Raw genomic sequence first — 24,182 nt, 5'->3', positions numbered from 1 at the left:
GCAACGATGCAGGCAGCGCAACACCGTATCGAGGACTGGCGGACGTTTTCGGCCGACGCGGCCATTGCGGCGGCGACGATTGGCGACGGCGCGGTGGACGTCGAATGGAGCGACACGCGACGATCGCCGTTTCATTTCGACTGGCTGCGCGACAACTGCGCGTGTTCCGCGTGCGTGCATGCCGTCACGCGTGAACAGGTGTTCGAGATCGCCGATGCGCGCGAGGATCTCTCCGCGCTCACGGTGCACGTCGAAACCGACGGCGCGCTGCATGTCGAGTGGAATGACGGACACCGCAGCGCGTGGTCGCCGGGCTGGTTGCGCGCGCATGCGTACGACGACGCGTCGCGCGCGGAGCGGCAGGCCGCGCACGGGCGGCACGTGTGGGCCGGCGACGACGCGACGGCCATCGGCGTGTTCGCGTGGCGCGACGTGATGGAGGACGACCGCGCATTGCTCGCGTGGCTCGCCGCGTTGCAACGCACGGGGCTGACGCTCGTCGAAGGCGTGCCGGCCGAGCGTGGCCGTGTCGACGAGATTGCGCGCCGCATCGGCCTGATCCGCGAGAGCAATTTCGGCGTGCTGTTCGACGTCGAATCGAAGCCGCGCCCGGACAGCAATGCGTATACGTCGCTGAACCTGCCGCCGCATACCGATTTGCCGACCCGCGAGCTGCAGCCGGGTGTGCAGTTCCTGCATTGCCTCGCGAACGACGCGACCGGCGGCGACAGCGTGTTCCTCGACGGCTTCGCGCTGGCTGATGCGCTGCGGCGCGAGCATCCGGCCGATTTCGAACAGCTTGCGGTGACGCCGTTCGAGTTCTGGAACAAGAGTGCGAACAGCGACTACCGCTGCTCGGCGCCGGTGATCGGGCTCGACGCGCGCGGCAACGTGACCGAGGTGCGTGTCGCGAACTTCCTGCGCGGGCCGCTCGATGCGCCGGCCGGCTCGGTCGCGGCCGTCTATCGCGCGTACCGGCGGTTCCTCGCGCTGGCGCGCGAGCCGCGCTTTCGCGTGCAGCGCCGGCTGCGGGCGGGCGACATGTGGGCGTTCGACAACCGCCGCGTGCTGCATGCGCGCACCGAGTTCGATCCGTCTACCGGCCGCCGGCACCTGCAGGGCTGCTACATCGATCGCGACGAACTGCTGTCGCGGTGGCGCGTGCTGTCGCGTTCGGCGCCTGCCGCGGCCGCGTCGCGCTGACGGGCGCGCGCGGTTTCGTCCTGCTCGCACGCATCCCTCGGAAATGAAAAAACACCCGGACGCCAGGCGCCCGGGCGAAGCCCCCCGTTGCCGGGCGGCGGAGGTATGCGTTTCATCAAAAAGGACGAGCCCCGCAAGGGGGCTCGTCCTGACTTTCGTGCTTCATCGCGCGACGCGCGGCGCCCGCCGAGGGCGCATCGGCTTACTGGCCGAAGAAGATCGAGTCGCGAGCGTTCGACGATGCGGCCGGGGCGCCCGAGTGGACGGCCGGAGCCGGTTGTGCGCCGTAGCCGCTGGTGTCGGCGCCATGAACACGCGCTTCGGCGCTCTGGATGTCGTTCGGGTAGTACGGGCTCGCCACGCCCGGCTTGTAGCCGGCTTGTTCGAGCTGGACCAGTTCGTTGCGCACTTGAGCGCGGGTCACGGTGCTTTGAGCGAATGCGCCAAACGAAGCGGACAGGGCGGCAGCGGCAACGACTGCGGAAACGAGCGATTTCATGATGACCTCCGGTGTTTTATTGAGTTCGCTCTCGACACCATGTCTTAAGCGATTGATCAAATCTTAGTCATCGGAAGGTTCAGGGTAAACGCTGGTTTTGACGATAAATTGTTTCCTGGGTGGTAACAGTGGCGCGTCGAATCAGGCTTTCAACCGGCTTTCTTTTCGGTCGGTGCAACAAGTATCGCGAATCTTGCGGATGGCGAAGCGCGGTTCAGCGCACCTCGGCCGCCGTGTCGAACGACCGGCCCGGCGCGCGTCCGGCCGGTGCGCCCGAACTGAGGAAACGCACGCCCGTCGCCGCTTCCGAGGCTTCCCACAGCAGCGCCGCGGAGGCCACGTCGCGCGCCGCGCGGGGCACGCTCGCGGGCGCCGGCAGCCCGCGCGACTCGAACCAGCCGGACGGCCCGATGTACGCGCCGCCGGCGAGATCAGGCGAGGTTGCCGCATGAATCGCGGGCAGCGCGCCCTGGTCGGCCGGCTGCGCGAGATAACGGTTCGCGGCGCGCATCAGCGCGGCACGGGCGGGCGAGCGGTCCATCGCCGGGCCCGCGAACTGCAGGTTGGTCGCCGCGTAGCCCGGGTGCGCGGCCACGCTGATCCCGGCGAACGCCGCGCGCTCGAAACGGCGCTGCAACTCGATCGCGAACACGAGATTCGCGAGCTTGCTGTCGCAATAGGCGAGATAACGGTTGTAGCGATGCTCGGCGCGCAGGTCGTCGACGCGGATCCGGCCGCCGCGGTTCAAGCCGCTCGACATCGTCACGACCCGCGCCCGGCGCGCGGCGCGCAACGCGGGCAGCAGATGGCCGGTGAGCGCGAAATGGCCGAGGTGGTTGGTGCCGAACTGCATCTCGAAGGCGTCGTGCGTATGGCGCAGCGGCAGGAACATCACGCCGGCGTTGTTGCAGAGGATATCGACGCGCCCATGGCGTTCGGCCACATCGGCCGCGAAGCGTGCGATCGACGCGAGATCGGCGAGGTCGAGCGCGTCGACTTCGACGCGGGCATCGGGATGGAGCCGGCGGATCGCGTCGGCCGCCTGCGCGGCGCGGGCCGCGTCGCGGCAGCCCATCACGACCGTCGCGCCTTTCGCGGCCAGCGTTTCCGCCAGCTGCCAGCCGAGCCCGCTGTTGGCGCCGGTCACGACCGCGACCTTGCCGCCTTGCGCCGGGACGTGGCGCGCGCTCCATGCATGCATGTCTGCCCCCATCGGCGCGGCCGGGCGGCCGCGGCGCGTAATCATTACATTGAGTGGTGTAACGATAGTGCGCGCGGGCGTGGCAGACAAGCGGGGGAATTAGACCGGCGCTTCTAGGGCCGGCGCATCGGATGGCGCCGCGTGCAGTGACGCGCGGCCGGCAGGATTTACCTGCCGCCGGCCAGCGCGAGCACTTCGGCGGCGGAGATCATCGCGGCCGCGTTCGCGGGCGCCGGGCGTTCGGCCGGGCGGAAGACTTCGTCGCCGCGGTGGATCACCTGGCGCGACAGCGCGCAGGTGCCGGTGCGTTGCGCGAAGCGGCGGCGCCAGCGCTGCTCACCGTAGTGACAGCGGCCGGGCTCGACCCAGCGGACGACGAGCAGCGTATCGGAACGTTCGAGGATTTCGACGTGGACGTCGGCGGGATCGAGCACAGGCAGGGATTTGGAGGCCTTCATTTTGCCGTTTCCTAAAGCTCGTGCGGTTCGGTCATGGCAGTGGATGTCACTACCCGATGGCGAATCCGTAGCGGTTTCCATGAGTGGTGCGCTAAATGTAAGCGTCTGTGACCGGAAAAAACATCCTGTCTGGCTCAAATTACCTTTTGCCGATTTAGAAACAATCCAGGCTTATTTTCTTGGAAACCACAGACAAAAACGCCCCGGACACGAAGCCCGGGGCGGAAAATCGGCCTGCGCGCCGTGTCTGCTCGCCCAGTCACGGAGCCCATCGCCGGGGGGACGGAGGTGCCCGCAGGGATCGAACGCGGGCGGGGTGGCGATGGACCGGATGCGCAGTCCGGTACGTCATGATGGCGCGCGCATCCCGTTGAGACCCTGACGTGAACATGACTTTTTCGTCAGTTTGGCGGGATGTCGTGCCCCGCTTGTGCGAAAGAATCGACTGGAAGGCCCGCCGGTATTGGATTTGTCCGAATCCTGGGGGGGCTCCCGGGCGCTATCGAACGTCGAATCCTTGCTCAACAGGCCGATTTCCCCACCCGGGTAAATACTGAATCCTGATTCCGTGACAAACGCGGAATCACTTCCTAAGATTGGTTGGACCTTTAGTCCTTTGTGCCAATCGGCCGATGGGTGGCCGCTTTTTCGGGAGTGTCGCTCATGAGATTGCAGGGCAAACGCGCGCTGGTCACGGCGGCCGGGCAGGGCATCGGCCGCGCGACCGCGCTGCGGTTCGCGAGCGAGGGCGCCGACGTGCTGGCGACCGACATCAACGAAGCCGCGCTCGTGCGGCTCGAGGCCGACGCCGAGCGCGCGGGCGGCCGGCTGGCCACGCGTCGGCTCGACGTGACCGATGCGCAGGACGTCGCAGCGCTCGCCGCGAGCGAACGCGCGTTCGACGTGCTGTTCAACTGCGCGGGCTTCGTTCACCACGGCTCGATCCTCGACTGCGACGACGAAGCGTGGGCGTTCTCGCTGAACCTGAACGTCACGTCGATGTACCGGCTGACCCGCGCGCTGCTGCCCGCGATGCTTGAAGCGGGCGGCGCGTCGATCATCAACATGGCGTCGGCCGCGTCGAGCGTGAAGGGCGTGCCCAACCGCTTCGTCTACGGCACGACCAAGGCGGCCGTGATCGGCCTGACCAAGGCGGTGGCCGCCGATTTCGTCGAGCGGGGCATCCGCTGCAACGCGATCTGCCCGGGCACGATCGAATCGCCGTCGCTGGAGCAACGCATCGCGGACCAGGCGCGCACGCGCCACGTGTCGACCGACGAGGTGCGCCAGGCGTTCGTCGCGCGCCAGCCGATCGGACGCATCGGCCGCGCGGAGGAAGTGGCCGCGCTCGCGCTGTACCTCGCGTCCGACGAAGCGTCGTTCACGACCGGCGCGATCCACCTGATCGACGGCGGCTGGTCGAACTGACCGTGCCTGACCGGCCGTGCCTAACCGGCCGTGTCGAACTAACCGCGCCCTCCCATTCACTTTCCGTATCGGCTCAACACGACATGAAACTGCTGAGATTTGGCGACAAACACCATGAAAAGCCGGGCCTGCTCGATGCGCAGGGCCATATCCGCGACCTGTCCGGCGTGATCGACGACATCGCCGGCGACGTGCTGGCGCCGGCGTCGCTCGCGCGGCTGCGCGACATTCCGCCGTCGTCGCTGCCGCTGGTCGAAGGCACGCCGCGGCTCGGCGCGTGCGTCGGCCGCGTCGGCAAGTTCATCTGCATCGGGCTCAACTATTCCGACCACGCGGCCGAATCGGGGATGGACGTGCCGAAGGAGCCCGTCGTGTTCGGCAAGTGGACGAGCGCGATCTCGGGGCCGAACGACGACGTCGAGATTCCGCGCGGCTCGGAGAAAACCGACTGGGAAGTCGAGCTCGGCGTGGTGATCGGCCAGGGCGGCCGCTACATCGCGGAAGCCGACGCGCTGTCGCACGTCGCAGGCTACTGCGTCGTGAACGACGTGTCGGAGCGCGAATTCCAGCTCGAACGCGGCGGCACGTGGGACAAGGGCAAGGGCAACGACACGTTCGGGCCGCTCGGCCCGTGGCTCGTGACGGCCGACGAAGTGCCCGATCCGCACGCGCTGCGGTTGTGGCTCGACGTCGACGGCCATCGCTACCAGAACGGCACGACCGCGACGATGGTGTTCCGCGTGCCGCACCTGATCAGCTACCTGAGCCGCTTCATGAGCCTGCAGCCGGGCGACGTGATCTCGACCGGCACGCCGCCGGGTGTCGGCCTCGGGCAGAAGCCGCCCGTCTATCTGCGCGCCGGACAGGTGATCACGCTCGGCATCGACGGGCTCGGCGAGCAACGCCAGCGCACCGTGCAGGCCTGATTTCCTTTAACGGACGGTTCGTCATGCCTATCATTCGATCGATGCGCGTCCTCGACGTGCGCTTCCCGACCTCGCGCCAGCTCGACGGCTCCGACGCGATGAATCCGGACCCCGATTATTCGGCGGCCTACGTCGTGCTCGAAACCGACCATGACGGGCTCGAAGGTCACGGGCTCACGTTCACCATCGGGCGCGGCAACGAAATCTGCTGCGCGGCGATCGACGCGATGCGTCACCTCGTCGTCGGCCTCGATCTCGACTGGATCCGCGAAGACATGGGCCGCTTCTGGCGGCACGTCACGTCGGACAGCCAGTTGCGCTGGATCGGCCCCGACAAGGGCGCGATCCACCTGGCGACGGGCGCGGTCGTCAACGCGGTGTGGGATCTGTGGGCGAAAGCCGAACGCAAGCCGCTGTGGCGGCTCGTGGCCGACATGAGCCCCGAGGAGCTGGTGCGCGCGATCGACTTCCGCTACCTGACCGACTGCCTGACGCCGGACGAAGCGCTCGACCTGCTGCGCCGGCAGGCGCCGGCCAAGGCCGAACGGATCGCGCTGCTCGAGCGCGACGGCTACCCGTGCTACACGACGTCGGCCGGCTGGCTCGGCTACAGCGACGACAAGCTGCGGCGGCTGTGTCGCGAAGCCGTCGACGCCGGGTTCGAGTACGTGAAGCTGAAGGTCGGCGCGAACCTGGCGGACGACATTCGCCGCGTGACGATCGCGCGCGAGGTGATCGGCCCGGACCGCAAGCTGATGATCGACGCGAACCAGGTGTGGGAGGTGGACGAGGCGATCGACTGGGTGCGCGAGCTGGCGTTCGCGCGGCCGTGGTTCATCGAGGAGCCGACCAGCCCCGACGACGTCGAGGGGCATCGCAAGATCCGCGAGGCGATCGCGCCCGTGCAGGTCGCGACCGGCGAGATGTGCCAGAACCGCGTGCTGTTCAAGCAGTTCATCGCGCGCGGCGCGATCGACGTCGTGCAGATCGATGCGTGCCGGCTCGGCGGCGTGAACGAGATTCTCGCGGTGATGCTGATGGCCGCGAAGTACGGGCTGCCCGTGTGTCCGCATGCAGGCGGCGTCGGGTTGTGCGAGTACGTGCAGCATCTGTCGATGATCGATTACATCTGCATTGCCGGCACGAAGGAAGGGCGCGTGACGGAGTACGTCGATCACCTGCACGAGCATTTCGTCGAACCGTGCGTCGTGCGCGGCGCGGCCTACATGCCGCCGACGGCGCCCGGTTTCTCGATCGAGATGAAGCCCGAATCGCTGGAGCAGTACCGGTTCCGCGGCTGACACGCGTCGAGCGTGCCGACAACATGAACGACGGAGACGCGAAGTGGATTTGAATCTGCGACACAAGGTCGTGATCGTGACCGGCGGCGCGTCGGGCATCGGCGCCGCGATCTCGATGCGGCTGGCCGAAGAAGGTGCGATACCGGTGGTGATCGCGCGCCACGCGCCCGACGATGCGTTCTGGCGCGCCCTCGTGCAGAAGCAGCCGCAGGCCGCATGCCTCTCGGTCGAATTGCAGGACGATGCGCAGTGCCGCGATGCCGTTGCGGAAACGGTCACGCGCTTCGGCCGGCTCGACGGCCTGGTCAACAACGCGGGCGTCAACGACAGCATCGGGCTCGATGCCGGGCGCGACGCATTCGTCGCGTCGCTCGAACGCAACCTGATCCACTACTACGTGATGGCGCACTACAGCGTGCCGCACCTGAAGGCGACGCGCGGCGCGATCGTCAATGTTTCGTCGAAGACGGCCGTCACCGGGCAGGGCAACACGAGCGGTTATTGCGCGTCGAAGGGCGCGCAGCTCGCGTTGACGCGCGAATGGGCCGTCGCGTTGCGCGACGACGGCGTGCGCGTGAACGCGGTGATTCCGGCCGAGGTGATGACGCCGCTGTACCGGCGATGGCTCGACAGTTTCGACGACCCCGACGCGAAGCTGGCCGGCATCGCGGGCAAGGTGCCGCTCGGCCAACGCTTCACGACGGCCGACGAAATCGCCGATACGGCCGTGTTCCTGCTGTCGGAACGTGCCTCGCACACGACGGGCCAGTGGCTGTTCGTCGACGGCGGCTATACGCATCTCGACCGTGCGATCAGCTGAGGGCGGCGATCCATGCAACCCGACCTGACTCCGAACGCCGCGCCACCGTTGATCGCATTGACCGGCATCGGCAAGCGCTTCCCGGGCGTGCAGGCGCTCGACGACTGCCGCTTCGACCTGCGTGCCGGCGAAGTGCATGCGTTGATGGGCGAGAACGGCGCCGGCAAGTCGACGCTGATGAAGATCCTGGCGGGCGTCTACCCGCGCGACGACGGCGAGATCCGGATGGACGGCCGCGCGGTGGAGATCGCCGATCCGCGCGCCGCGCAGGCGCTCGGGATCGGCATCATCCATCAGGAACTGAACCTGATGAACCACCTGAGCGTCGCGCAGAACATCTTCATCGGCCGCGAGCCGCGCGGCCGCTTCGGCGTGTTCGTCGACGAAGACAAGCTGAATCGCGACGCGGCCGCGATCTTCGCGCGGATGCGGCTCGATCTCGACCCGCGTACGCCGGTCGGCCGGCTCACGGTGGCCAAGCAGCAGATGGTCGAGATCGCGAAGGCGCTGTCGTTCGACTCGCGCGTGCTGATCATGGACGAGCCGACCGCCGCGCTCAACAACGCGGAGATCGCCGAGCTGTTCCGCATCATCGGCGACCTGCGCGCGCATGGTGTCGGCATTGTCTATATCTCGCACAAGATGGACGAGCTGCGCCAGATCGCCGATCGCGTGACCGTGATGCGCGACGGCAAGTACGTGGCGACCGTGCCGATGGCGGACACGTCGATGGACACGATCATCGCGATGATGGTCGGCCGCCAGCTCGCGACCGAATTCCGCACGCCGCCCGATACGTCCGCGAACGACGTCGCGCTCGAAGTGCGCGGGCTGTCGCGCGGCCGCGCGATCCGCGATGTCGGCTTCACGCTGCGGCGCGGCGAGATCCTCGGCTTCGCCGGGTTGATGGGCGCCGGGCGCACCGAGGTCGCGCGCGCGGTGTTCGGCGCGGACCCGGTCGATGCGGGCGAGATCCGCGTGCACGGCAAGACCGTGACGATCCGCACGCCGGCCGATGCGGTGAAGCACGGGATCGGCTACCTGTCCGAGGATCGCAAGCACTTCGGGCTCGCGGTCGGGATGGACGTGCAGAACAACATCGCGCTGTCGAGCATGCGCCGCTTCGTGCGCCGCGGCGTGTTCCTCGATGCGCGTGCGTTGCGCGACACCGCGCAGTCGTACGTGCGGCAGCTCGCGATCCGTACGCCGTCGGTCGCGCAGCCGGCGCGGCTGCTGTCCGGCGGCAACCAGCAGAAGATCGTGATCGCGAAGTGGCTGCTGCGCGACTGCGACATCCTGTTCTTCGACGAACCGACGCGCGGCATCGACGTCGGCGCGAAAAGCGAGATCTACAAGCTGCTCGACGCGCTCGCCGCCGACGGCAAGGCGATCGTGATGATTTCGTCGGAGTTGCCGGAAGTGCTGCGCATGAGCCACCGGATTCTCGTGATGTGCGAAGGGCGCGTGACCGGCGAATTGCGCGCGGCCGACGCCACGCAGGAAAAGATCATGCAGCTCGCGACGCAGCGCGAGTCGACCGTATTGTCCTGAATCAGACGCCGAGACGCTTACCCGACATGTCCAACGATACGCATCCCGTTCCGCCCCTCGCGTCCGGCGACACGCCGGCCGGCGCATCGAGCCTGAAGTCGCGCTTCTTCAACCCGGCCGCGCGGCAGAAGCTGCTCGCGTTCGCGAGCCTCGTGCTGCTGATCGTGTTCTTCAGCGTCGCGTCGCCGAACTTCCTCGAGGTCGACAACCTCGTCGCGATCCTGCAGGCCACCGCGGTGAACGGCGTGCTGGCCGTCGCCTGCACCTACGTGATCATCACGTCGGGCATCGACCTGTCGGTCGGCACGCTGATGACGTTCTGCGCGGTGATGGCCGGCGTCGTGCTGACGAAGTGGGGCCTGCCGCTGCCGCTCGGGATCCTCGCCGCGCTGTGTTTCGGTGCGCTGTCGGGCAGCGTATCGGGCTTCGTGATCGCGAAGATGAAGGTGCCGCCGTTCATCGCGACGCTCGGCATGATGATGCTGCTCAAGGGGCTGTCGCTCGTGATCTCGGGCACGCGGCCGATCTATTTCAACGACACGCCGGGCTTCACGTCGATTGCGCAGGATTCGCTGATCGGCGACCTGATTCCCGCGCTGCCGATTCCGAACGCGGTGCTGATCCTGTTCCTCGTCGCGATCGGCGCGTCGATCGTGCTGAACCGCACGATCTTCGGCCGCTACACGTTCGCGCTCGGCAGCAACGAGGAAGCGCTGCGGCTGTCGGGCGTGAACGTCGATGCGTGGAAGATCGCGGTCTACACGTTCAGCGGCGCGGTGTGCGGGATCGCCGGGCTGCTGATCGCGTCGCGGCTGAATTCCGCGCAGCCCGCGCTCGGGCAGGGCTACGAGCTCGATGCGATCGCGGCCGTCGTGATCGGCGGCACGTCGCTGTCGGGCGGCGCGGGCAGCATCGTCGGCACCATCATCGGCGCGTTCATTATGAGCGTGCTGACGAACGGCCTGCGCATCATGTCGGTCGCACAGGAATGGCAGACGGTCGTGACGGGCGTGATCATCATCCTCGCCGTCTACGTCGACATCCTGCGCCGGCGGCGCCGCTGACGGTCGCATTCACGCAGGCAGGTGCTTCATCGCCGGTTCCGGCCGGCGTCCCAGTCGTTCCAGTCGGTTGAGTCGATACGAAAAAAGGAGACGCGAAGTGATCAGGAGCAAGGTGTTGAACGCGATCGTCGGGCTGACGTTTGCCGTCGGCGTCACGGCCGGCGCGCAGGCGCAGGAAACCTACATCCCGCTGATCTCGAAGGGCTTCCAGCATCAGTTCTGGCAGGCCGTGAAAGCGGGCGCGATGCAGGCCGCGAAGGACTACAAGGTGAGGGTGACGTTCGACGGGCCGGAGACCGAGGCGATGGTCGACAAGCAGATCGACATGCTGTCGGCCGCGATCGCGAAGAAGCCGGCCGCGCTCGGCTTCGCGGCGCTCGACAGCAAGGCCGCGCTGCCGCTCTTGAAGAAGGCGCAGGCCGAGAAGATCCCGGTGATCGCGTTCGACTCGGGCGTGGACAGCGACATCCCGGTGACGACGGCCGCGACCAACAACAAGGCCGCCGCGGCGCTCGCCGCCGACAAGCTCGCCGCGCTGATCGGCGACGAGGGCGAGGTGGCCGTGGTCGCGCACGACCAGACGAGCCGCACCGGCATCGACCGCCGCGACGGCTTCCTCGAACGGATGAAGTCGGCGCATCCGAAGGTGCAGGTCGTCACCGTGCAGTACGGCGAAGGCGACCAGCTGAAGTCGACCGAGGTGACGAAGTCGATCCTGCAGGCGTATCCGAAGCTCAAGGGGCTGTTCGGCACCAACGAAGGCTCGGCGATCGGCGTGGTCAACGGCGTGCGCGAGATGAAGCGCAAGGTCGTGATCGTCGGGTACGATTCCGGCAAGCAGCAGAAGGACGCGATCCGCAGCGGGCTGATGGCCGGCGCGATCACGCAGAACCCGGTCGGGATCGGCTACAAGACGGTCGAGGCGGCCGTGAAGGCGATCAAGGGCGAGAAGCTGCCGAAGGTCATCGATACCGGTTTCTATTGGTACGACAAGACCAATATCGACGATCCGAAGATCACGGCGGTGTTGTACGACTGAACGTTGCGTCGCGCGGCGGTGGCGCGCGCCGCCGCCGCGGCGACCGGACACGAGGGCATCATGGGCGCAGTGCGTATCGATTCGCATCAGCACTTCTGGCGCTATCGCGCCGCCGATTACCCGTGGATCGGCCCCGGCATGGGCGTGCTCGCGCGCGACTACCTGCCCGATGCGCTGTGGCCGCTGATGCATGCGCAGGCGATCGGCGCGTCGATCGCGGTGCAGGCGCGCGCCGGGCGCGACGAGACGGCGTTCCTGCTCGATCTCGCGCGCGACGATGCGCGCATCGCGGCGGTGGTCGGCTGGGAGGATCTCGCCGCGCCGCAGCTCGCGGATCGCATTGCCCAATGGCGCAGCCCGAAGCTGCGCGGGTTTCGTCACCAGGTGCAGGACGAAGCCGATGCCGGCGCGTTCGTCGCGGAGCCGGGCTTCAACCGCGGCATCGCGTGGCTGCAGGCGAACGGCTACGTGTACGACGTGCTCGTGTTCGAGCGCCAGTTGCGCGAGGTGTGGGCGTTTTGTGCGCGGCACGACGCGCACTGGCTCGTGCTCGATCACGTCGGCAAGCCCGCACTCGCCGACTTCGAGCGCGACCACACGGCGCTCGCGCGCTGGCGCGCCGCGTTGCGCGAGCTGGGCGCGCTGCCGCATGTCGTGTGCAAGCTGTCGGGGCTCGTGACCGAGGCCGACTGGAAGCGCGGGCTGCGCGGGAAGGACGTCCGGCGCATCGAGCAGTGTCTCGACGCGGCGCTCGACGCGTTCGGCCCGCAGCGGCTGATGTTCGGGTCGGACTGGCCCGTGTGCCTGCTGGCCGCGTCGTATGACGAAGTGGCGTCGATCATCGAGCGCTGGGCCGAATCGCGATTGTCGGCGGCCGAGCGCACCGCGCTGTGGGGCGGCACCGCCGCGCGTTGCTACGCGGTGCCGACGTGAGCGCGCGGTCGTGTGCGTTGGGGCGTGGCTTCGTCGGACGAATGGCGACGGGCGCCACGGAGTGTCGATGGTTGCGGCCGCATCGATGCTGCGCCCGATGCCCGGGGCCGAACCTTTAGAATAGGCGCAAACGGTTGCGTGCGATGCGCGCGGCCGTCCGGAACGAAACCGATCACCAGTCCCGACGTATGTCCATCCAGCCGATTCAGAACCGCCGCCTCTACCAGCAGATCGCCGACAAGCTCAGTGCGATGATCGAGTCCGGCGATTTTCCGCCGGGCAGCTACCTGCCGCCCGAGCGCGAACTGGCCGAACAGTTCGGCGTGTCGCGCACCTCGGTGCGCGAGGCGCTGATCGCGCTCGAAGTGAGCGGACTCGTGAGCGTGCGCGTCGGCGACGGCGTGAAGGTGCGCCATCCCGAAGCGGCCGCCGCGCCCGAGCCCACGCCTGTCCCTGCGGAGAAGGCCGCGCCGTTCACGATCGTCGAGATCGATCCCGAACTCGGCATCGCACTCGACCTCGATACCGAAATCCCGCCGTTCGCGTTGCTGCAGGCACGCCGGCTGATCGAGCCGGAAGCGGCGTCGCTGGCCGCGAAGCACGGCTCGGACGAGCAGATCGAAGGGATCCACGAGGCGTTCCTGCGCAACCAGGCAGACAACCTCAGCGGCTCGCTTACGCATCCGGGCGACCGGCTGTTTCATATCCGCATCGCGGAGGCGAGCGACAACGCCGCGTATGCGCTGATGATCAAGCAGCTGCTCGCGCACAAGTACGACCTGATGTTCCAGCGGCTGCAGTCGCTGTACATGCCGAACGACATGCCGCACCGGTCGGAACTCGAACACCGCGCGATCCTCGATGCGATCCGCGCACGCGACCCGGACGCCGCGCGCCGCGCGATGGCCGAGCATCTCGACGAAGTGATCCGCATCTTCGGCCGCGCGCTCGATTGAGCGCGCGTCGACGCGTGACCGGTTGCCCGTTCAGAAGCGATCCGCGCGATACGGCGCCGGATCGGTGAACGGCGCTTCGCCCGTCATCATCTCGGCCAGCAGGCGGCCGGTGACGGGGCCGAGCGTCAGCCCGTGATGGTTGTGCCCGAACGCGAACCACAGCCCGCGATGCGCGGGCGCGGGGCCGATCACCGGGCGCATGTCGGGCGTGCACGGCCGGAAGCCGAGCCAGGGTTGCGGGTCGAGCCGCTCGCCGAAACCGAACACGGGCCGCGCGACGCGTTCCGCGCGTTCGAGCTGCACGCCGGTGGGCGGCACGCCGCGCCGCGCGATCTCGACGCCGGTCGTCAGCCGCAGCCCGCGCTTCATCGGGGCGATCACGTAACCGTATTCGCGATCGACGATCGGCGCCGACGGCACGCCGCGCGCGGACGGCGCGTAGTGCATGTGATAGCCGCGCTTCTCGCGCAGCGGGATCGTGTAGCCGAACTTGCCGAACACCGTGTCGGACCACGGGCCGAGCGCGACGACCACGGCCGGCGCGGCCGCCAGGCCGTCCTGCGTCCTGACCTGCCAGCCCGGCGACAGCGCGTCGAGGCTCGCCGCGTCGCCCGTCAGCAGCGTGCCGCCGCCCTGCACGAAGAGTTGCGCGTACGCTTTGACGAGCGCGGACGGGTCGACGACGCTTTTCGGATCGAGCCAGTGCAGCGCGCCGCAGAAGCCGGGCGCGAGGCTCGGTTCGTGCGCGCTCAGCGCGGCCGCATCGAGCGGCGTGATGCCGAGCCCGTGGCGGCGCGCGGTGAGCCTGGCTTCGGCCACGCCGCGTTCGAATGCGGCCGGCGTGCGGAACGCTTCCAGCCAGCCGTTCGCGCGGATAAGCTCGCCGGCGCCGGCCCGCGCGATCAGCGCGTCGTGCTCGACGATGCAGCGCTCGATCAGCGGCAGCATGTCGCGCGACGCCGCCGCGTGACGCAGCGGCGCCGATTCCCACCAGAAACGCGCGAGCCACGGCGCGAATGCGGGCAGCGACGCGCTGTGCCAGTAGAGATCGGTCGAGCGGTTCAGCGCATAGCGCATCAGCGTGAACGGGCTGCGCGGGAACGGATACGGTTCGACCGACGAGCGCTCGATCAGCCCCGCGTTGCCGAAGCTCGTGCCTTCGCCGGGCGCGCCGCGATCGACGAGGGCGACCTTGCGCCCGCGATCCTGCAGGTGGAGTGCCGCGGAGACGCCGACGATGCCTGCGCCGAGAACGATGACGTCGAAATCCATGAATGACGGTGACAGAGTAGGGTTAGCGGATGGACCGCTTGCGTGAAGATGCATGGTCCGTTCAGAACCCGAGGATACCTCCGGAGCGCACGGGTGCGTCGCGCGATGCCCGACGGTTGGGCGCGCATCGGGTTTCATGCGCGTCATGCCACGAAGCGACACGTTCGCTCGCCGGCGACAATCCGTTGGCGTTTCGTCCGGAAATGCGTCCATCTCATGCGCGCGCGCAATTCGCCAGCGATAGTCGATTGCGTGATCGACAGGTGTGCGGCTCCAGTCATTCCGGAATGACTGACAATGCCGGAAAACCGCGTTGCGGCGCGATTCGCCGGGACTCGTTTGTTTTTAAATTGCCGACTTGTGGTTATTTACCGTATCGGTAAATTATCCCGTGCTGCATCGCGGAAATGTCAAAGTTACCCGTCCCGGGAAATGAAGGCCGGCTGCATAATCAGCTGGCTGCCGGAATTCGAGGGGACTACTTAATTGAAAGGTATGGACTCGCCCGAGGCGGGCCGTTATGATGGCGCCGCTTGTCGTGAGAGACAGCCGATCCCCGCCAAGAAAAAGACATAAGCGTGGGAGAAAATGCCGATTTTCTCGAATGTTTGCCTGCTGGCGAATGCGATTGCATTGATTGCCTGAAAGCCGCGAATCGCATTCCGTCGAAGATGCATTCGGAAATTAATATTTCGGACATCGACATGTAGTAATGCCGCGTCGCCTGCGTCGCGGCAATCAGAAAAGAAAGCGAGAGGGCCCATGAAAGAGTTGCCAGGAATCGCCGGATTGGCCGAGTCCGCGGGATCGTCCCCGCTTGCCGGCGCGCTGCAGTCGGGCGCGATGCAAATGGCCGCGGCGGCGAATCCCGTCGTCGGCAAGATCGCGCCGACCGCATCGGCCGTCATGCAGGCCCTGGCCGCCGGCGGGAATCCGGCGCAGATCGCGGCGTCGATGGCCGCACCGGCGGCCGGCATGCTGAATCCGCTTGCCGGGCAACTCGCGTCCGGCGCGATGGCCGGCATGCGCGGCGCGGGCGCCTCGGCGATGCCGATGGCGGCTGCCGACGCGCCGCCGGCTGTCGACGATCACCCGCTCGCCGGGCAGCCGCTTTCCGATCTCGCTTCCGCACCGCAATTCTTCGTTCCGGGCCAGACGGCCGCACAGCCCGGCGCTTCGGCCGCGTCGTTGCCGTTCAGCGAGACGACGCGCCTGCTGCGCTTCCAGTCGTCGCTGACCGGCAACCGCGCGCTGTCGATCGCGGCGATCACCGGTGGCGAAGCGCTGTCGGAAATGCCCGGCTACACGCTCGACCTGATCACGCAGAATCCGTCGATCGACCTCAAGGACGTGCTGAACCAGGCGGTCGCCGTGAACATCACGCTCCAGGACGGATCGGAGCGGCAGATTCACGGCTATCTGGTCCGGTTCGGCTTCGAGCGCAACGACGGCGGCATCGCGCACTATCGCGGCGACCTGGCGCCGTGGCTCTGGTATCTCGGCAAGCGGGTCAACAGCCGGATCTATCAGCAGGTCACGGTGCTCGACGTGCTGCGCAAGGTCTTCGCCGATTACGGCGCGCTGGTCGATTACCAGACGCACATCAAGCAGGAACTGAAGCCCGAGGATTACGTCGTCCAGTTCCAGGAAAGCGACCTGAATTTCGTCAGCCGGCTGCTCGAGCGGCACGGGCTGTTCTACTACTTCGAATACCGGCAGGACGGTCACACGCTCGTGATCGCTGACGATTCGGCGTCCTGTCCCGACCAGGCGCACGATCCCGTCGTGACCTACAACGCGGCGAGCGGCGTGCAGCAGGCGGACCGCCTGACCGCGCTATCGGCGAGCCGCGAAACCCAGCCCGGCGTAGTGGCGCTGCATACGTTCGACTACAAGCACCCGAAGGGCCGGCCTTACGTCGAACTGCCGACGCTGGCCGATCAGGGCAATGCACCGAAGCTCGAGGTGTACGACGGCAGTTCGGCATTCGCCTACAAGGACACCCGCGCGGGCGAGGCGGAAGCCAAGCGCCGGCTCGAGGTGTACGAGTGGCAGGCCAAGGTATTTCGCGGCGAATCCGGTTGCCGCGGGCTCACGGTCGGCCGCAAGTTCAAGATCGACGGGCACTTCTGGTTCGACCCGGCCAAGCAGGACGACAACACGTTCCTGGTCGTCGGGATCCGGATCGACGCGAAGAACAACTTCGACGATGCCTCGGCGCAGCCCGGCAGTTTCCGCAACGAACTGACGCTGATCCGCAGCAAGATTCCGTATCGTCCGGTGCGGCAACATGACAAGCCGGTGATGCCCGGCCCGCAGAGCGCGATCGTGGTCGGCCCGAAGGGGCAGGAGATTCATACCGACGGCATGGGCCGGATCAAGGTGCAGTTCCCGTGGGACCGCTACGGCAAGAACGACCAGGACAGCTCCTGCTGGATCCGCGTGTCGCAGCCGTGGGCAGGGCGCGGCTGGGGCACCGTTGCGATTCCGCGCGTGAACCAGGAGGTCATCGTCGATTTCCTCAACGGCGATCCCGATCGGCCGATCATCGTCGGCCGCATGTTCAACGCGGAACAGACGCCGCCCTACGACTTGCCCGACGGCGCGCACCAGATGGGTTTTCACAGCAACTCCACGCCCGGCGGCGGCGGGTTCTGCGAAGTCGTGATCCACGACAAGAAGGGCGAGGAACTGGTCAATATCCACAGCCAGAAGGATATGGCCACGACGGTCCAGAACAATCACGTGACGGTCGTGAACGGTCCGAACCAGACCAACGTCGTCACGCAGGGCCAGCACGCGAGCATCGTGCGCAAGGCGATTTCCGTGCAGTCGCAGGACGAGCACATCCAGCACACGGCGAAGACGGCGGTGATCCTGCATGCGCAGGAACAGCACATGGCGCTCAAGGCGAAGGGCCCCGTGCAGATCGAATCCGATACCGAGCACGTGCACGTCAAGGGCTCCCAGTCGATCGTGCTCGAATGCGGAAAGGCGAAGATCACGCTGTCGGCCGACGGGCAGATCGTGCTCGACGGCACGCGCGTGGTCGTGCTGGGCTCACAAAGTGTCGACCTGAATCCCGATGGCGCGACCGGGCCCGCGGCGCCGCCGCTCGTGCCGGTGAACGATCCGACCGATCCCGAGCCGAACGCCGCCGCGCCGGCGGCAGGGGGTGGCGGAGGAGGGGGCGGCGGCGGTGGCGGAGGGGCAGCCGCCGCTGCGCCGGCGCACGGGAAAAAGCAGGCGAAAGGCGCGCCGAAGAAAGCCGTGGCGACCGGGCTCGGCGCCGACGTCGACAAGCTCGCCGCGAAGTCGCCGACGCTCGAACACGACATCGCCAAGTTGCAGAAGGACGGTTGGCATATCCAGTACGGTCCGGCGAATCAGGGGTCGTCCACGAACAAGCACGGCCAGCCGCCGACGATCGTGATCGACGGCAACGACCGCGGCAATCCGCAGGCCGTCGTCCAGGGGCTCGCGCATGAAACCGGACACGCGCTGTACCCGGGCGCGCCGGATTTATCGAGCAAGACCAATTACGTCAACAGCGAACTGGCGGACGAAGGCGCGGCGACGATGAACAACATCAAGGTGCAGCGCGAAATCCTCGCGCACGGCGGCCCCGACATCCAGATCGCCGGCAATCCGGCCAATTCGCCGGCCTACAATGCCGCGTACAACCAGTTCGTGAAGAACGGCGACGCGAACGCGGCACGGGCCGCCATCGGCCACGTCTATGGCACGGGCGAATACGCGTCGGTGCCCGTCAACGGCCAGTATGTCAATTATCAAACGTACTACGGAAGCTGGTATGACCGTACTTACCCCCCGTCCCATTAAGCGCGGCCGCGGCGCGGCGATCGCCGCCTCGCTGCTGCTCGCATTGTCGCTGGGCATGACACCGGCTTGTTCGCAAGGATCGAAGAAGATGCACACCACCGTTCAACTCAGTCTCTGGCAAGTGATCGACCAGATCGGCGCGCATCAGCCGATCCGGCGCGAACCCGTCGAGCACCTGCTGCACGCGAAGCTCGCGCGCAGCGAATCGAGCAACGAATACTTCACGTTCTGGAGCAACGACGATGGCGCGCCGATCAAGCTCGACGACGGCACGCAGATCGAGCGCGTCGTGCTGCGCACGAGCAATGAAGGCGGCGCGCAGGGTGCGCTGACGTTGACGCTGTCCGGCCGTTGCGTCGGCCGCGACGACGTGAAGGCGCATTTCGCCGGGATGCGGATCGCCGGTACGCCGACGGGCCGCTCGCCGAACGAGGAGACGACGTTCCGCTCGGAGACCCCCTGGGGCGAACTCGTGTTCGGGTTCGCGGAGCGCAACCCCGATTGCCTGTCGAGCGTCGGTTTCGGCGAGAAGGCGAAGTAACGCGCGCCCCTCACGCATGTGCGTGGATCGATAAAAGGAAAAACGGAATGGCGGCTTACCGATTGCACGAGGGGCGCATGGCGTTGCCCGACGGCTGGCGCGACCAGACCATGAATGTGTTCCATTTGCCGGATGCGTCCGGTCGCAAGGACGTCGCATTCGTGGTGACGCGCGACTACGACACGCCGCTCGATGACGCCGGCGCGTACGCGGATGTGCAGCAGACGGCGTTCAAGCGCCAGTTTCCGGGCTACAAGCCGCTCGCGCGGGAGGCCGTCACGATCGGCGGACTGCCGGGCATCATGCTCGACTACCAGTGGCGCAGCGACAAGACGGTGCTGCGGCAGCGGCAGGCGATGGTCCGGCTCGACGACGCGATGCTGGTGTTCACGCTCAATGCACGCGTGGAGGATTTCGAGCGGCACGTGCCCGCGTGGACGTCGATCCTGGCGTCGTTCGTCGTGATGCCTCCGGTGCCGGATGAAGCCGATACGCCGGCGGCCGCGCACGAAAGCCTGCCGCACGTGTTTGCGCTGTCGGCCAAGACACGCGTGCTGCGCGTCTATCCGGACCTGCGCACGGTGTGCGAGCGGATCAGCACGCGCGAAGTCGAAGGTCACGACTGGGTGTTCTTCGCGAGCGACGGCTCGCCGCTCGAACCGAGCATTGTCCAGCACAGCCGCCAGGGGTTGTTCAAGGCGGAAGGGCGCTACGAGTTGCGGCCCAGCCGTGGCTATTCGGGGCTCCCGCTGCTGCGCCGGCTCGACGCGGTCACGGCCGTGGAGGGGGTGCCGCCGCTGGTCTCGCTGCAGGATATCGAAGCACATCTGCGTCAGCAGGCCGCCGCGCGGCCGGACGGCGCGTCGTCATGAGCGGTGCCGAGGCCGCCCTGCGCGCGGCCCGCATGGGCGACGAGATCGGGCATGGCTTCGGCCTGCTCGGCATGATCGCGGGCGCGGTGGTCGGCGCGGTGGTCGCGGCGGCCATCGTGACGGCGACCGCGGCCACCGGCGGCCTCGCGCTCGTCGCGATCATCGGCGGCTGCGTGGCGGGTGGCGGCCTTGCCGGCGGCGCGCTGGTCCGCGGCATCCAGAAAGCGGCCAACCTGCCCGGTCCAACCACCGGCATGCTGCATCAGGGATCGCCGAACGTCACGGTCAACAGTCGCTCCGCGCTGCGCGCCGGCGTCGACTATGCGGACGAATGCAATGGCCTGCCGTTCAATCATTTTCCGCAGACGCGGTTGCTGGTCGCGCAGGGGTCGCGCACCGTGACCGTCAACGGCAAGCCGATGGCGCGCCTGTCGATGAAGATGGAATGCGGCGCGGCCATCAAGACGGCGAGCGACAACGTGACGGTCGGCGGCGAGACCGTCACCGTCGTGGAGATTCACGACACGGAAGCGATGTTCGAGACGGCCCTCGAAGTGCTTGGCTTCGTCGCGCTCGGCGCGGCCGGGCTGGGCGCGCTCGCGGCCGGCCTGGGCGCCACCGCACTGTTCGCGGGCACCGTGATCGGCGCCAACGTCGGCCTGAATGCGCTCCATTCATGGGGCGAGTCGCTGGGCCCCGGCTACGGCGACATCATGGTCGGTGTCGCCGGGTTCGCGCTGCTCGGCCTGGGCGCGAAGGGCGCCGACACGGAAGCCGCGAAGAACGCGGTCGATGTGTTGAACCGCACCAAGGTGGAGATCGAGCCGAACACGCTCGGCGCGAACGGCGGCAACGTCCGCGTCACGACCAAGGGCGTGCCGCGCACGCTGTACGATCAGCTGCGCGCCAAGACGCCGAGCTCGAAGATCCAGAAGATGGTCAACGAGAACTACGAGCCGGGCATGGACGATCCCGCGCTGCCGGGCCTGACGATCGACAAGCCGCTGCATGCGGACCACATCGTATCGATGAAGGAGATCACCGAGATGCCCGGGTTCAAGGATCTGTCCTTCGACAACCAGGTCAAGGTCCTGAACAACTCCGACAACTTCACGGGCCTGAGCGAGACGGCGAACACGTCGAAGGGGTCGAAGTCCTATGCCGACTGGACCGAATACAAGAAGGGCGGCATCAAGGTCGACGAAGGATTCAGGCAGCAGATGATGCAGCGCGAGGCCGACAACCGGACGATGCTGCAGCAGCAGATCAAGGATTTGCTTGGCGATCAGCCCAAGTAGAATGTGTCGACGACGAATTCAAGGGTGAGTGGCAATGATTGAGCTATCCGCAACGACTTACACGGCCGAACTGAAGCGCTTCAAGCTGCGCGGCCAGGTCTGGCTTGCAGCGAACGAGATTCCCGCCGACGTGCAGGTGCCGACCGCATGGCGCGTGCTGCTGGATACGCCCGACGCCGCGCTGGGCAACTGGCTCGCGAAGATGTGGGCGGGCGTCGCCGGCCGCTTGCCGGCGGTCGAGCAGTTCTTCGCGGAGAAGCTGCGGCGCCCCGCCGTGTTCCAGAAGGAGAACGGCGATCTGTGCCTGCTCTATCCGTACACGGTCGAACAGGACGACCTGAACTTCTTCATCGGCCATCCGCCGCTCGGCGATCTCGTATCGGATGACATGCCGCTGTGGCGCGCATTGCCCGACGATCTGCGCAGCTTCTACCAGTTCACGCACAATGGCTGGACGTTCTTCCCTGCGAACTCGATGGGCCCGTTGCCGATCGGCGACCAGACCGCGCTGACGGACAAGCTCGACCTGACGCCCGACGAGACGCGCCAGCTCGGCGTGAATCCGGATCTCGTGTGGACGGTGTTCCAGAATGGCGGCGGCGACTATCTGTGCCTCGACCTGCGCGACAGCGCCGGCGACGGCAGCGACGCAGGGCGGATCTGGTGGCATGAGAATCCGACCGAACTCGAGCCGGTGGATTTCTGGGCCGTGATGAACGCGTGGTTCGAGATTTTCGTCGAGGAAGCCGACAAGCGATGATGAGACACGCCCGGCGCCTTTCGGGCGCCGAGCGTGTCGGCGTGGGCCGTCCGGCGCGTCCGTCGTCAGCTCATTTCGAACAGCTTCCCCCATCGCGCCAGCACGCGCGTATCGACCCCCGCCATCCTCAGCGTTTTCCACACCACGGTCGACACCGTGTCATAAGCCGCGATCCCGGTCGCCTGCTCGAACGGCCCGACCAGATGGGCGGCATGCAGGTTCGTGCAGAACGTCGCCACCGCATCCGGTCGCGCCCGCGCAGCCTGGCGCATCAGCGCCGCAAGCTGCGTATCGGGCACCTCCGCGAAGCTGAAGTTGTCGCGCAACCCGAGATGCTGTTCGCCCACGCATTCGATGCCGAGTTGCGCATACTGGCGCATGATCCGCTGCTGCACGTCGTCGAGATACGGCGTGACGAGGCCGAGCCGCCGCACGCCGGTGCGTTCGAGCAGTTCGTTCAACGCAAGCACGGACGTCGTCGCCGGAATGCCGGTGGCCTTCTCGATGACGCGGCACAGCGCCGCGTCGCGTTCGAAGCCGAGCCAGCCGGCCGACGTGCCGCTCCAGCCGATCACGTCGACGCGCGCGTCGGCGAGCTGCCGCGCCGCGACGAGCATGCGCGCCGCGTCGAACTGGTCGAGCGCGGCCTCGGTGAGCGCAATTTCGGTCACGGTGAAGCGCGCGAAATGCACGCTGACGTCTGGCAGCCCGGCGACGATCGCGGTCGTCAGCGGTTCGAGCGCGGTGTTCGACGACGGCGTCAGGATGCCGATGCGGATGCGCGGATTCATCGCGGGGCGTCCGTTCAATCGAGCAACTGCCGCACGGCGTCAACCGCCTCGCGGCGCAGCGCGGCCAGGTCGAGGCCTGGAATCTCGCCGTTGTCCACCACGACGCGGCCGTTCACGATGTTGTACTTCACCGGCGCGGGCTCGCCGGCCGCAACCGGGGCGATTGCGTAATCGTGGAAGCCGTTGAAGCGCGGCCCGCTCACGTCGTACAGCACGAAATCGGCGGCCTGGCCCGGTTCCAGCGTGCCGACCGCGTTCAGCCCGAGCACGCGCGCGCCGCCTTGGGTGCCCCAGTGCAGCACCTCCTCGGCGGTGGTGGCCGCCGCACCGTGCGCCGCACGATGCACGAGCCAGGCGAAATTCGCTTCGTGCGTCATGCTGCCGGATTCGTTCGACGCGACACCGTCGACGCCGAGCGACACCGGCACGCCGGCCGCCGCCATGCGCGGCGCGGGCGCGATGCCGCTGCCGAGCCGCGCATTGCTGACGGGGCAGTGCGAGCAGCCGGTGCCCGTTTCGGCGAGCAGTGCGATTTCGTTCTCCTCGAGATGGACGAGGTGCGCGAACCACACATCGGGGCCGAGCCATTCGTGTTCGGCGACGAATTCGACCGGCAGCTTGCCGTAGCGCTCGCGACAGAAGTCCACGTAACGCGTCGTCTCCGACAGGTGCGAATGCAGCCGCAGGCCCATCCCGCGCGCGGCGCGTGCCACTTCGGGCAGCAGGTCGGGCGGCAGCGAGAAGGTCGGTGTCGTCGGGGCGACGACCACGCGCCGCATCGATGCCGTGCCCGCGTCGTGATAACGCGCCTTCAGGCGCTCGATGTCGGCAAGCATCTGGTCGAGCGTCTCGGGCTGCAATGCCGTGCCGGCGAAGCCCGGATGATCGCCGGCCGCCTGCAATGCGCCGCCGCGACACAGCACGAAACGCATCCCGAAGCTGGCCGCTTCGTCGAACAGCAGGTCGCCGGTCTCGGTCGTGCCGCCCGCGTGATACAGGTAGTGGTGATCGGCGCAGGTCGTCACGCCGGACAGCAGCAGCTCCGCGAAGCCGAGGCGTGCGGCGATGCGCGCGAGTGCCGGCGTGAAGCGCGCGACACGCGGATACGGCACGGCCGCAAGCCATTCCTGCAGGCCGGCGTTGATCCCGGCCGGCACGGCCTTCAGCAGGTTCTGGAACAGGTGATGATGCGTGTTGACCCAGCCCGGGTAGACGACGCAGTCGGTCGCGTCGATCACGCGTTCACCGGGCAGCGGTGCGAGATCGGGCGCAATCGTCTCGATCCGGCCGTCGCGGATGCGCAGGTCGGCCTGGCCGAGCCGCGCGGCGTCGCCGGCGCGGCCGCTCATGACCGCGATCGGGTTGCGGATCAGCAGCGAAGAAGAAGGAACGCTCATGGTCGGGTCTCCTCGGATACGGATAGTCG

At 67.4% G+C, this 24,182-nt stretch carries 22 protein-coding genes; 15 read left to right on the top strand and 7 right to left on the bottom strand.

Annotation, left to right across the window (positions count from 1 at the left end; all coding sequences use genetic code 11):
• The first annotated feature begins 6 nt into the window (after nt 1-6).
• Nucleotides 7-1,203 (top strand): TauD/TfdA family dioxygenase, encoded by a 1,197-nt coding sequence (locus QZM35_RS16850; protein WP_089426867.1) that lies wholly within the window; start codon nt 7-9, stop codon nt 1,201-1,203.
• A gap of 202 nt (nt 1,204-1,405) precedes the next feature.
• Here the strand turns inward: QZM35_RS16850 and QZM35_RS16845 are convergent, their stop codons facing one another.
• The 3 genes from QZM35_RS16845 to QZM35_RS16835 form a co-directional block, all read right to left on the bottom strand.
• Nucleotides 1,406-1,702, bottom strand: a complete 297-nt coding sequence (locus tag QZM35_RS16845) for a DUF4148 domain-containing protein (RefSeq protein WP_089426868.1) — start codon at nt 1,700-1,702, stop codon at nt 1,406-1,408.
• A gap of 214 nt (nt 1,703-1,916) precedes the next feature.
• Nucleotides 1,917-2,903 carry an oxidoreductase gene (locus QZM35_RS16840; protein WP_301776412.1) on the bottom strand — a complete coding sequence of 329 codons (987 nt, stop codon included), beginning with the start codon at nt 2,901-2,903 and terminating at the stop codon, nt 1,917-1,919.
• Nucleotides 2,904-3,070: 167 nt separating this feature from the next.
• Entirely contained in the window at nt 3,071-3,361 is a 291-nt protein-coding gene (locus QZM35_RS16835; protein ID WP_069252332.1) for a DUF3331 domain-containing protein, read from the bottom strand.
• Between the two features lie 663 nt (nt 3,362-4,024).
• On the opposite strand from QZM35_RS16835, the gene QZM35_RS16830 reads away from it, so the two are divergent.
• The 9 genes from QZM35_RS16830 to QZM35_RS16790 all read left to right on the top strand — a co-directional run bounded on the left by QZM35_RS16830 (nt 4,025) and on the right by QZM35_RS16790 (nt 13,379).
• Nucleotides 4,025-4,789: an SDR family oxidoreductase gene (locus QZM35_RS16830; protein ID WP_301776411.1), complete on the top strand. Its 765-nt coding sequence runs from the start codon at nt 4,025-4,027 to the stop codon at nt 4,787-4,789.
• Nucleotides 4,790-4,872: 83 nt separating this feature from the next.
• The gene (locus QZM35_RS16825; RefSeq protein ID WP_089426870.1) at nt 4,873-5,715 is read left to right on the top strand and encodes an ureidoglycolate lyase; all 843 of its coding nucleotides are present in this window, start codon (nt 4,873-4,875) and stop codon (nt 5,713-5,715) included.
• Nucleotides 5,716-5,738: 23 nt separating this feature from the next.
• Entirely contained in the window at nt 5,739-7,016 is a 1,278-nt protein-coding gene (locus tag QZM35_RS16820; RefSeq protein WP_089426871.1) for an L-fuconate dehydratase, read from the top strand.
• Nucleotides 7,017-7,059: 43 nt separating this feature from the next.
• Nucleotides 7,060-7,836 carry an SDR family oxidoreductase gene (locus QZM35_RS16815; RefSeq protein WP_089426872.1) on the top strand — a complete coding sequence of 259 codons (777 nt, stop codon included), beginning with the start codon at nt 7,060-7,062 and terminating at the stop codon, nt 7,834-7,836.
• Between the two features lie 12 nt (nt 7,837-7,848).
• Complete coding sequence (locus QZM35_RS16810) at nt 7,849-9,387, top strand: sugar ABC transporter ATP-binding protein (RefSeq protein WP_089426873.1); 1,539 nt, start codon at nt 7,849-7,851, stop codon at nt 9,385-9,387.
• Nucleotides 9,388-9,413: 26 nt separating this feature from the next.
• Nucleotides 9,414-10,451: an ABC transporter permease gene (locus QZM35_RS16805; RefSeq protein WP_089426874.1), complete on the top strand. Its 1,038-nt coding sequence runs from the start codon at nt 9,414-9,416 to the stop codon at nt 10,449-10,451.
• A gap of 97 nt (nt 10,452-10,548) precedes the next feature.
• The gene (locus tag QZM35_RS16800; protein WP_089426875.1) at nt 10,549-11,490 is read left to right on the top strand and encodes an ABC transporter substrate-binding protein; all 942 of its coding nucleotides are present in this window, start codon (nt 10,549-10,551) and stop codon (nt 11,488-11,490) included.
• Between the two features lie 60 nt (nt 11,491-11,550).
• Nucleotides 11,551-12,423, top strand: a complete 873-nt coding sequence (locus QZM35_RS16795) for an amidohydrolase (protein WP_301776410.1) — start codon at nt 11,551-11,553, stop codon at nt 12,421-12,423.
• Nucleotides 12,424-12,611: 188 nt separating this feature from the next.
• Nucleotides 12,612-13,379, top strand: coding sequence for a FadR/GntR family transcriptional regulator (locus tag QZM35_RS16790; protein WP_089426876.1), 768 nt, complete (start codon nt 12,612-12,614; stop codon nt 13,377-13,379).
• 30 nt (nt 13,380-13,409) lie between these two features.
• Here QZM35_RS16790 and QZM35_RS16785 read toward each other — a convergent pair whose 3' ends face one another.
• Nucleotides 13,410-14,651, bottom strand: coding sequence for an FAD-binding oxidoreductase (locus tag QZM35_RS16785; RefSeq protein WP_089426877.1), 1,242 nt, complete (start codon nt 14,649-14,651; stop codon nt 13,410-13,412).
• A 518-nt stretch (nt 14,652-15,169) separates the two neighbouring features.
• Nucleotides 15,170-15,628 carry a hypothetical protein gene (locus QZM35_RS16780; protein ID WP_174973743.1) on the bottom strand — a complete coding sequence of 153 codons (459 nt, stop codon included), beginning with the start codon at nt 15,626-15,628 and terminating at the stop codon, nt 15,170-15,172.
• On the opposite strand from QZM35_RS16780, the gene QZM35_RS16775 reads away from it, so the two are divergent.
• From QZM35_RS16775 to QZM35_RS16755, 5 genes are read left to right on the top strand one after another with little or no spacing between them, the layout of a single operon-like run.
• Nucleotides 15,627-18,494, top strand: coding sequence for a type VI secretion system Vgr family protein (locus tag QZM35_RS16775; protein ID WP_174973741.1), 2,868 nt, complete (start codon nt 15,627-15,629; stop codon nt 18,492-18,494). The genes QZM35_RS16780 and QZM35_RS16775 overlap by 2 nt on opposite strands.
• Nucleotides 18,466-19,035: a hypothetical protein gene (locus tag QZM35_RS16770; RefSeq protein WP_174973739.1), complete on the top strand. Its 570-nt coding sequence runs from the start codon at nt 18,466-18,468 to the stop codon at nt 19,033-19,035. The genes QZM35_RS16775 and QZM35_RS16770 overlap by 29 nt, the downstream gene beginning before the upstream one ends.
• A 47-nt stretch (nt 19,036-19,082) precedes the next feature.
• Nucleotides 19,083-19,907: a DcrB-related protein gene (locus QZM35_RS16765; protein WP_089426880.1), complete on the top strand. Its 825-nt coding sequence runs from the start codon at nt 19,083-19,085 to the stop codon at nt 19,905-19,907.
• Nucleotides 19,904-21,205, top strand: coding sequence for a PAAR domain-containing protein (locus QZM35_RS16760; RefSeq protein ID WP_089426881.1), 1,302 nt, complete (start codon nt 19,904-19,906; stop codon nt 21,203-21,205). The genes QZM35_RS16765 and QZM35_RS16760 overlap by 4 nt, the downstream gene beginning before the upstream one ends.
• A 34-nt stretch (nt 21,206-21,239) precedes the next feature.
• Nucleotides 21,240-21,965, top strand: coding sequence for an SMI1/KNR4 family protein (locus tag QZM35_RS16755; protein ID WP_089426882.1), 726 nt, complete (start codon nt 21,240-21,242; stop codon nt 21,963-21,965).
• 65 nt (nt 21,966-22,030) lie between these two features.
• Here QZM35_RS16755 and QZM35_RS16750 read toward each other — a convergent pair whose 3' ends face one another.
• Together QZM35_RS16750 and QZM35_RS16745 are read right to left on the bottom strand one after the other, a co-directional pair.
• Nucleotides 22,031-22,756, bottom strand: coding sequence for an aspartate/glutamate racemase family protein (locus tag QZM35_RS16750; RefSeq protein ID WP_089426883.1), 726 nt, complete (start codon nt 22,754-22,756; stop codon nt 22,031-22,033).
• A 14-nt stretch (nt 22,757-22,770) separates the two neighbouring features.
• The gene (locus QZM35_RS16745) at nt 22,771-24,153 is read right to left on the bottom strand and encodes an amidohydrolase family protein (protein ID WP_301776409.1); all 1,383 of its coding nucleotides are present in this window, start codon (nt 24,151-24,153) and stop codon (nt 22,771-22,773) included.
• Between the last annotated feature and the right edge of the window lie 29 nt (nt 24,154-24,182).

This window comes from Burkholderia sp. AU45274, assembly GCF_030482505.1.
Taxonomy (GTDB): domain Bacteria; phylum Pseudomonadota; class Gammaproteobacteria; order Burkholderiales; family Burkholderiaceae; genus Burkholderia.
The sequence above is the reverse complement of the archived record's forward strand: the minus strand, read 5'-3'. Positions and strand labels throughout refer to the sequence as shown.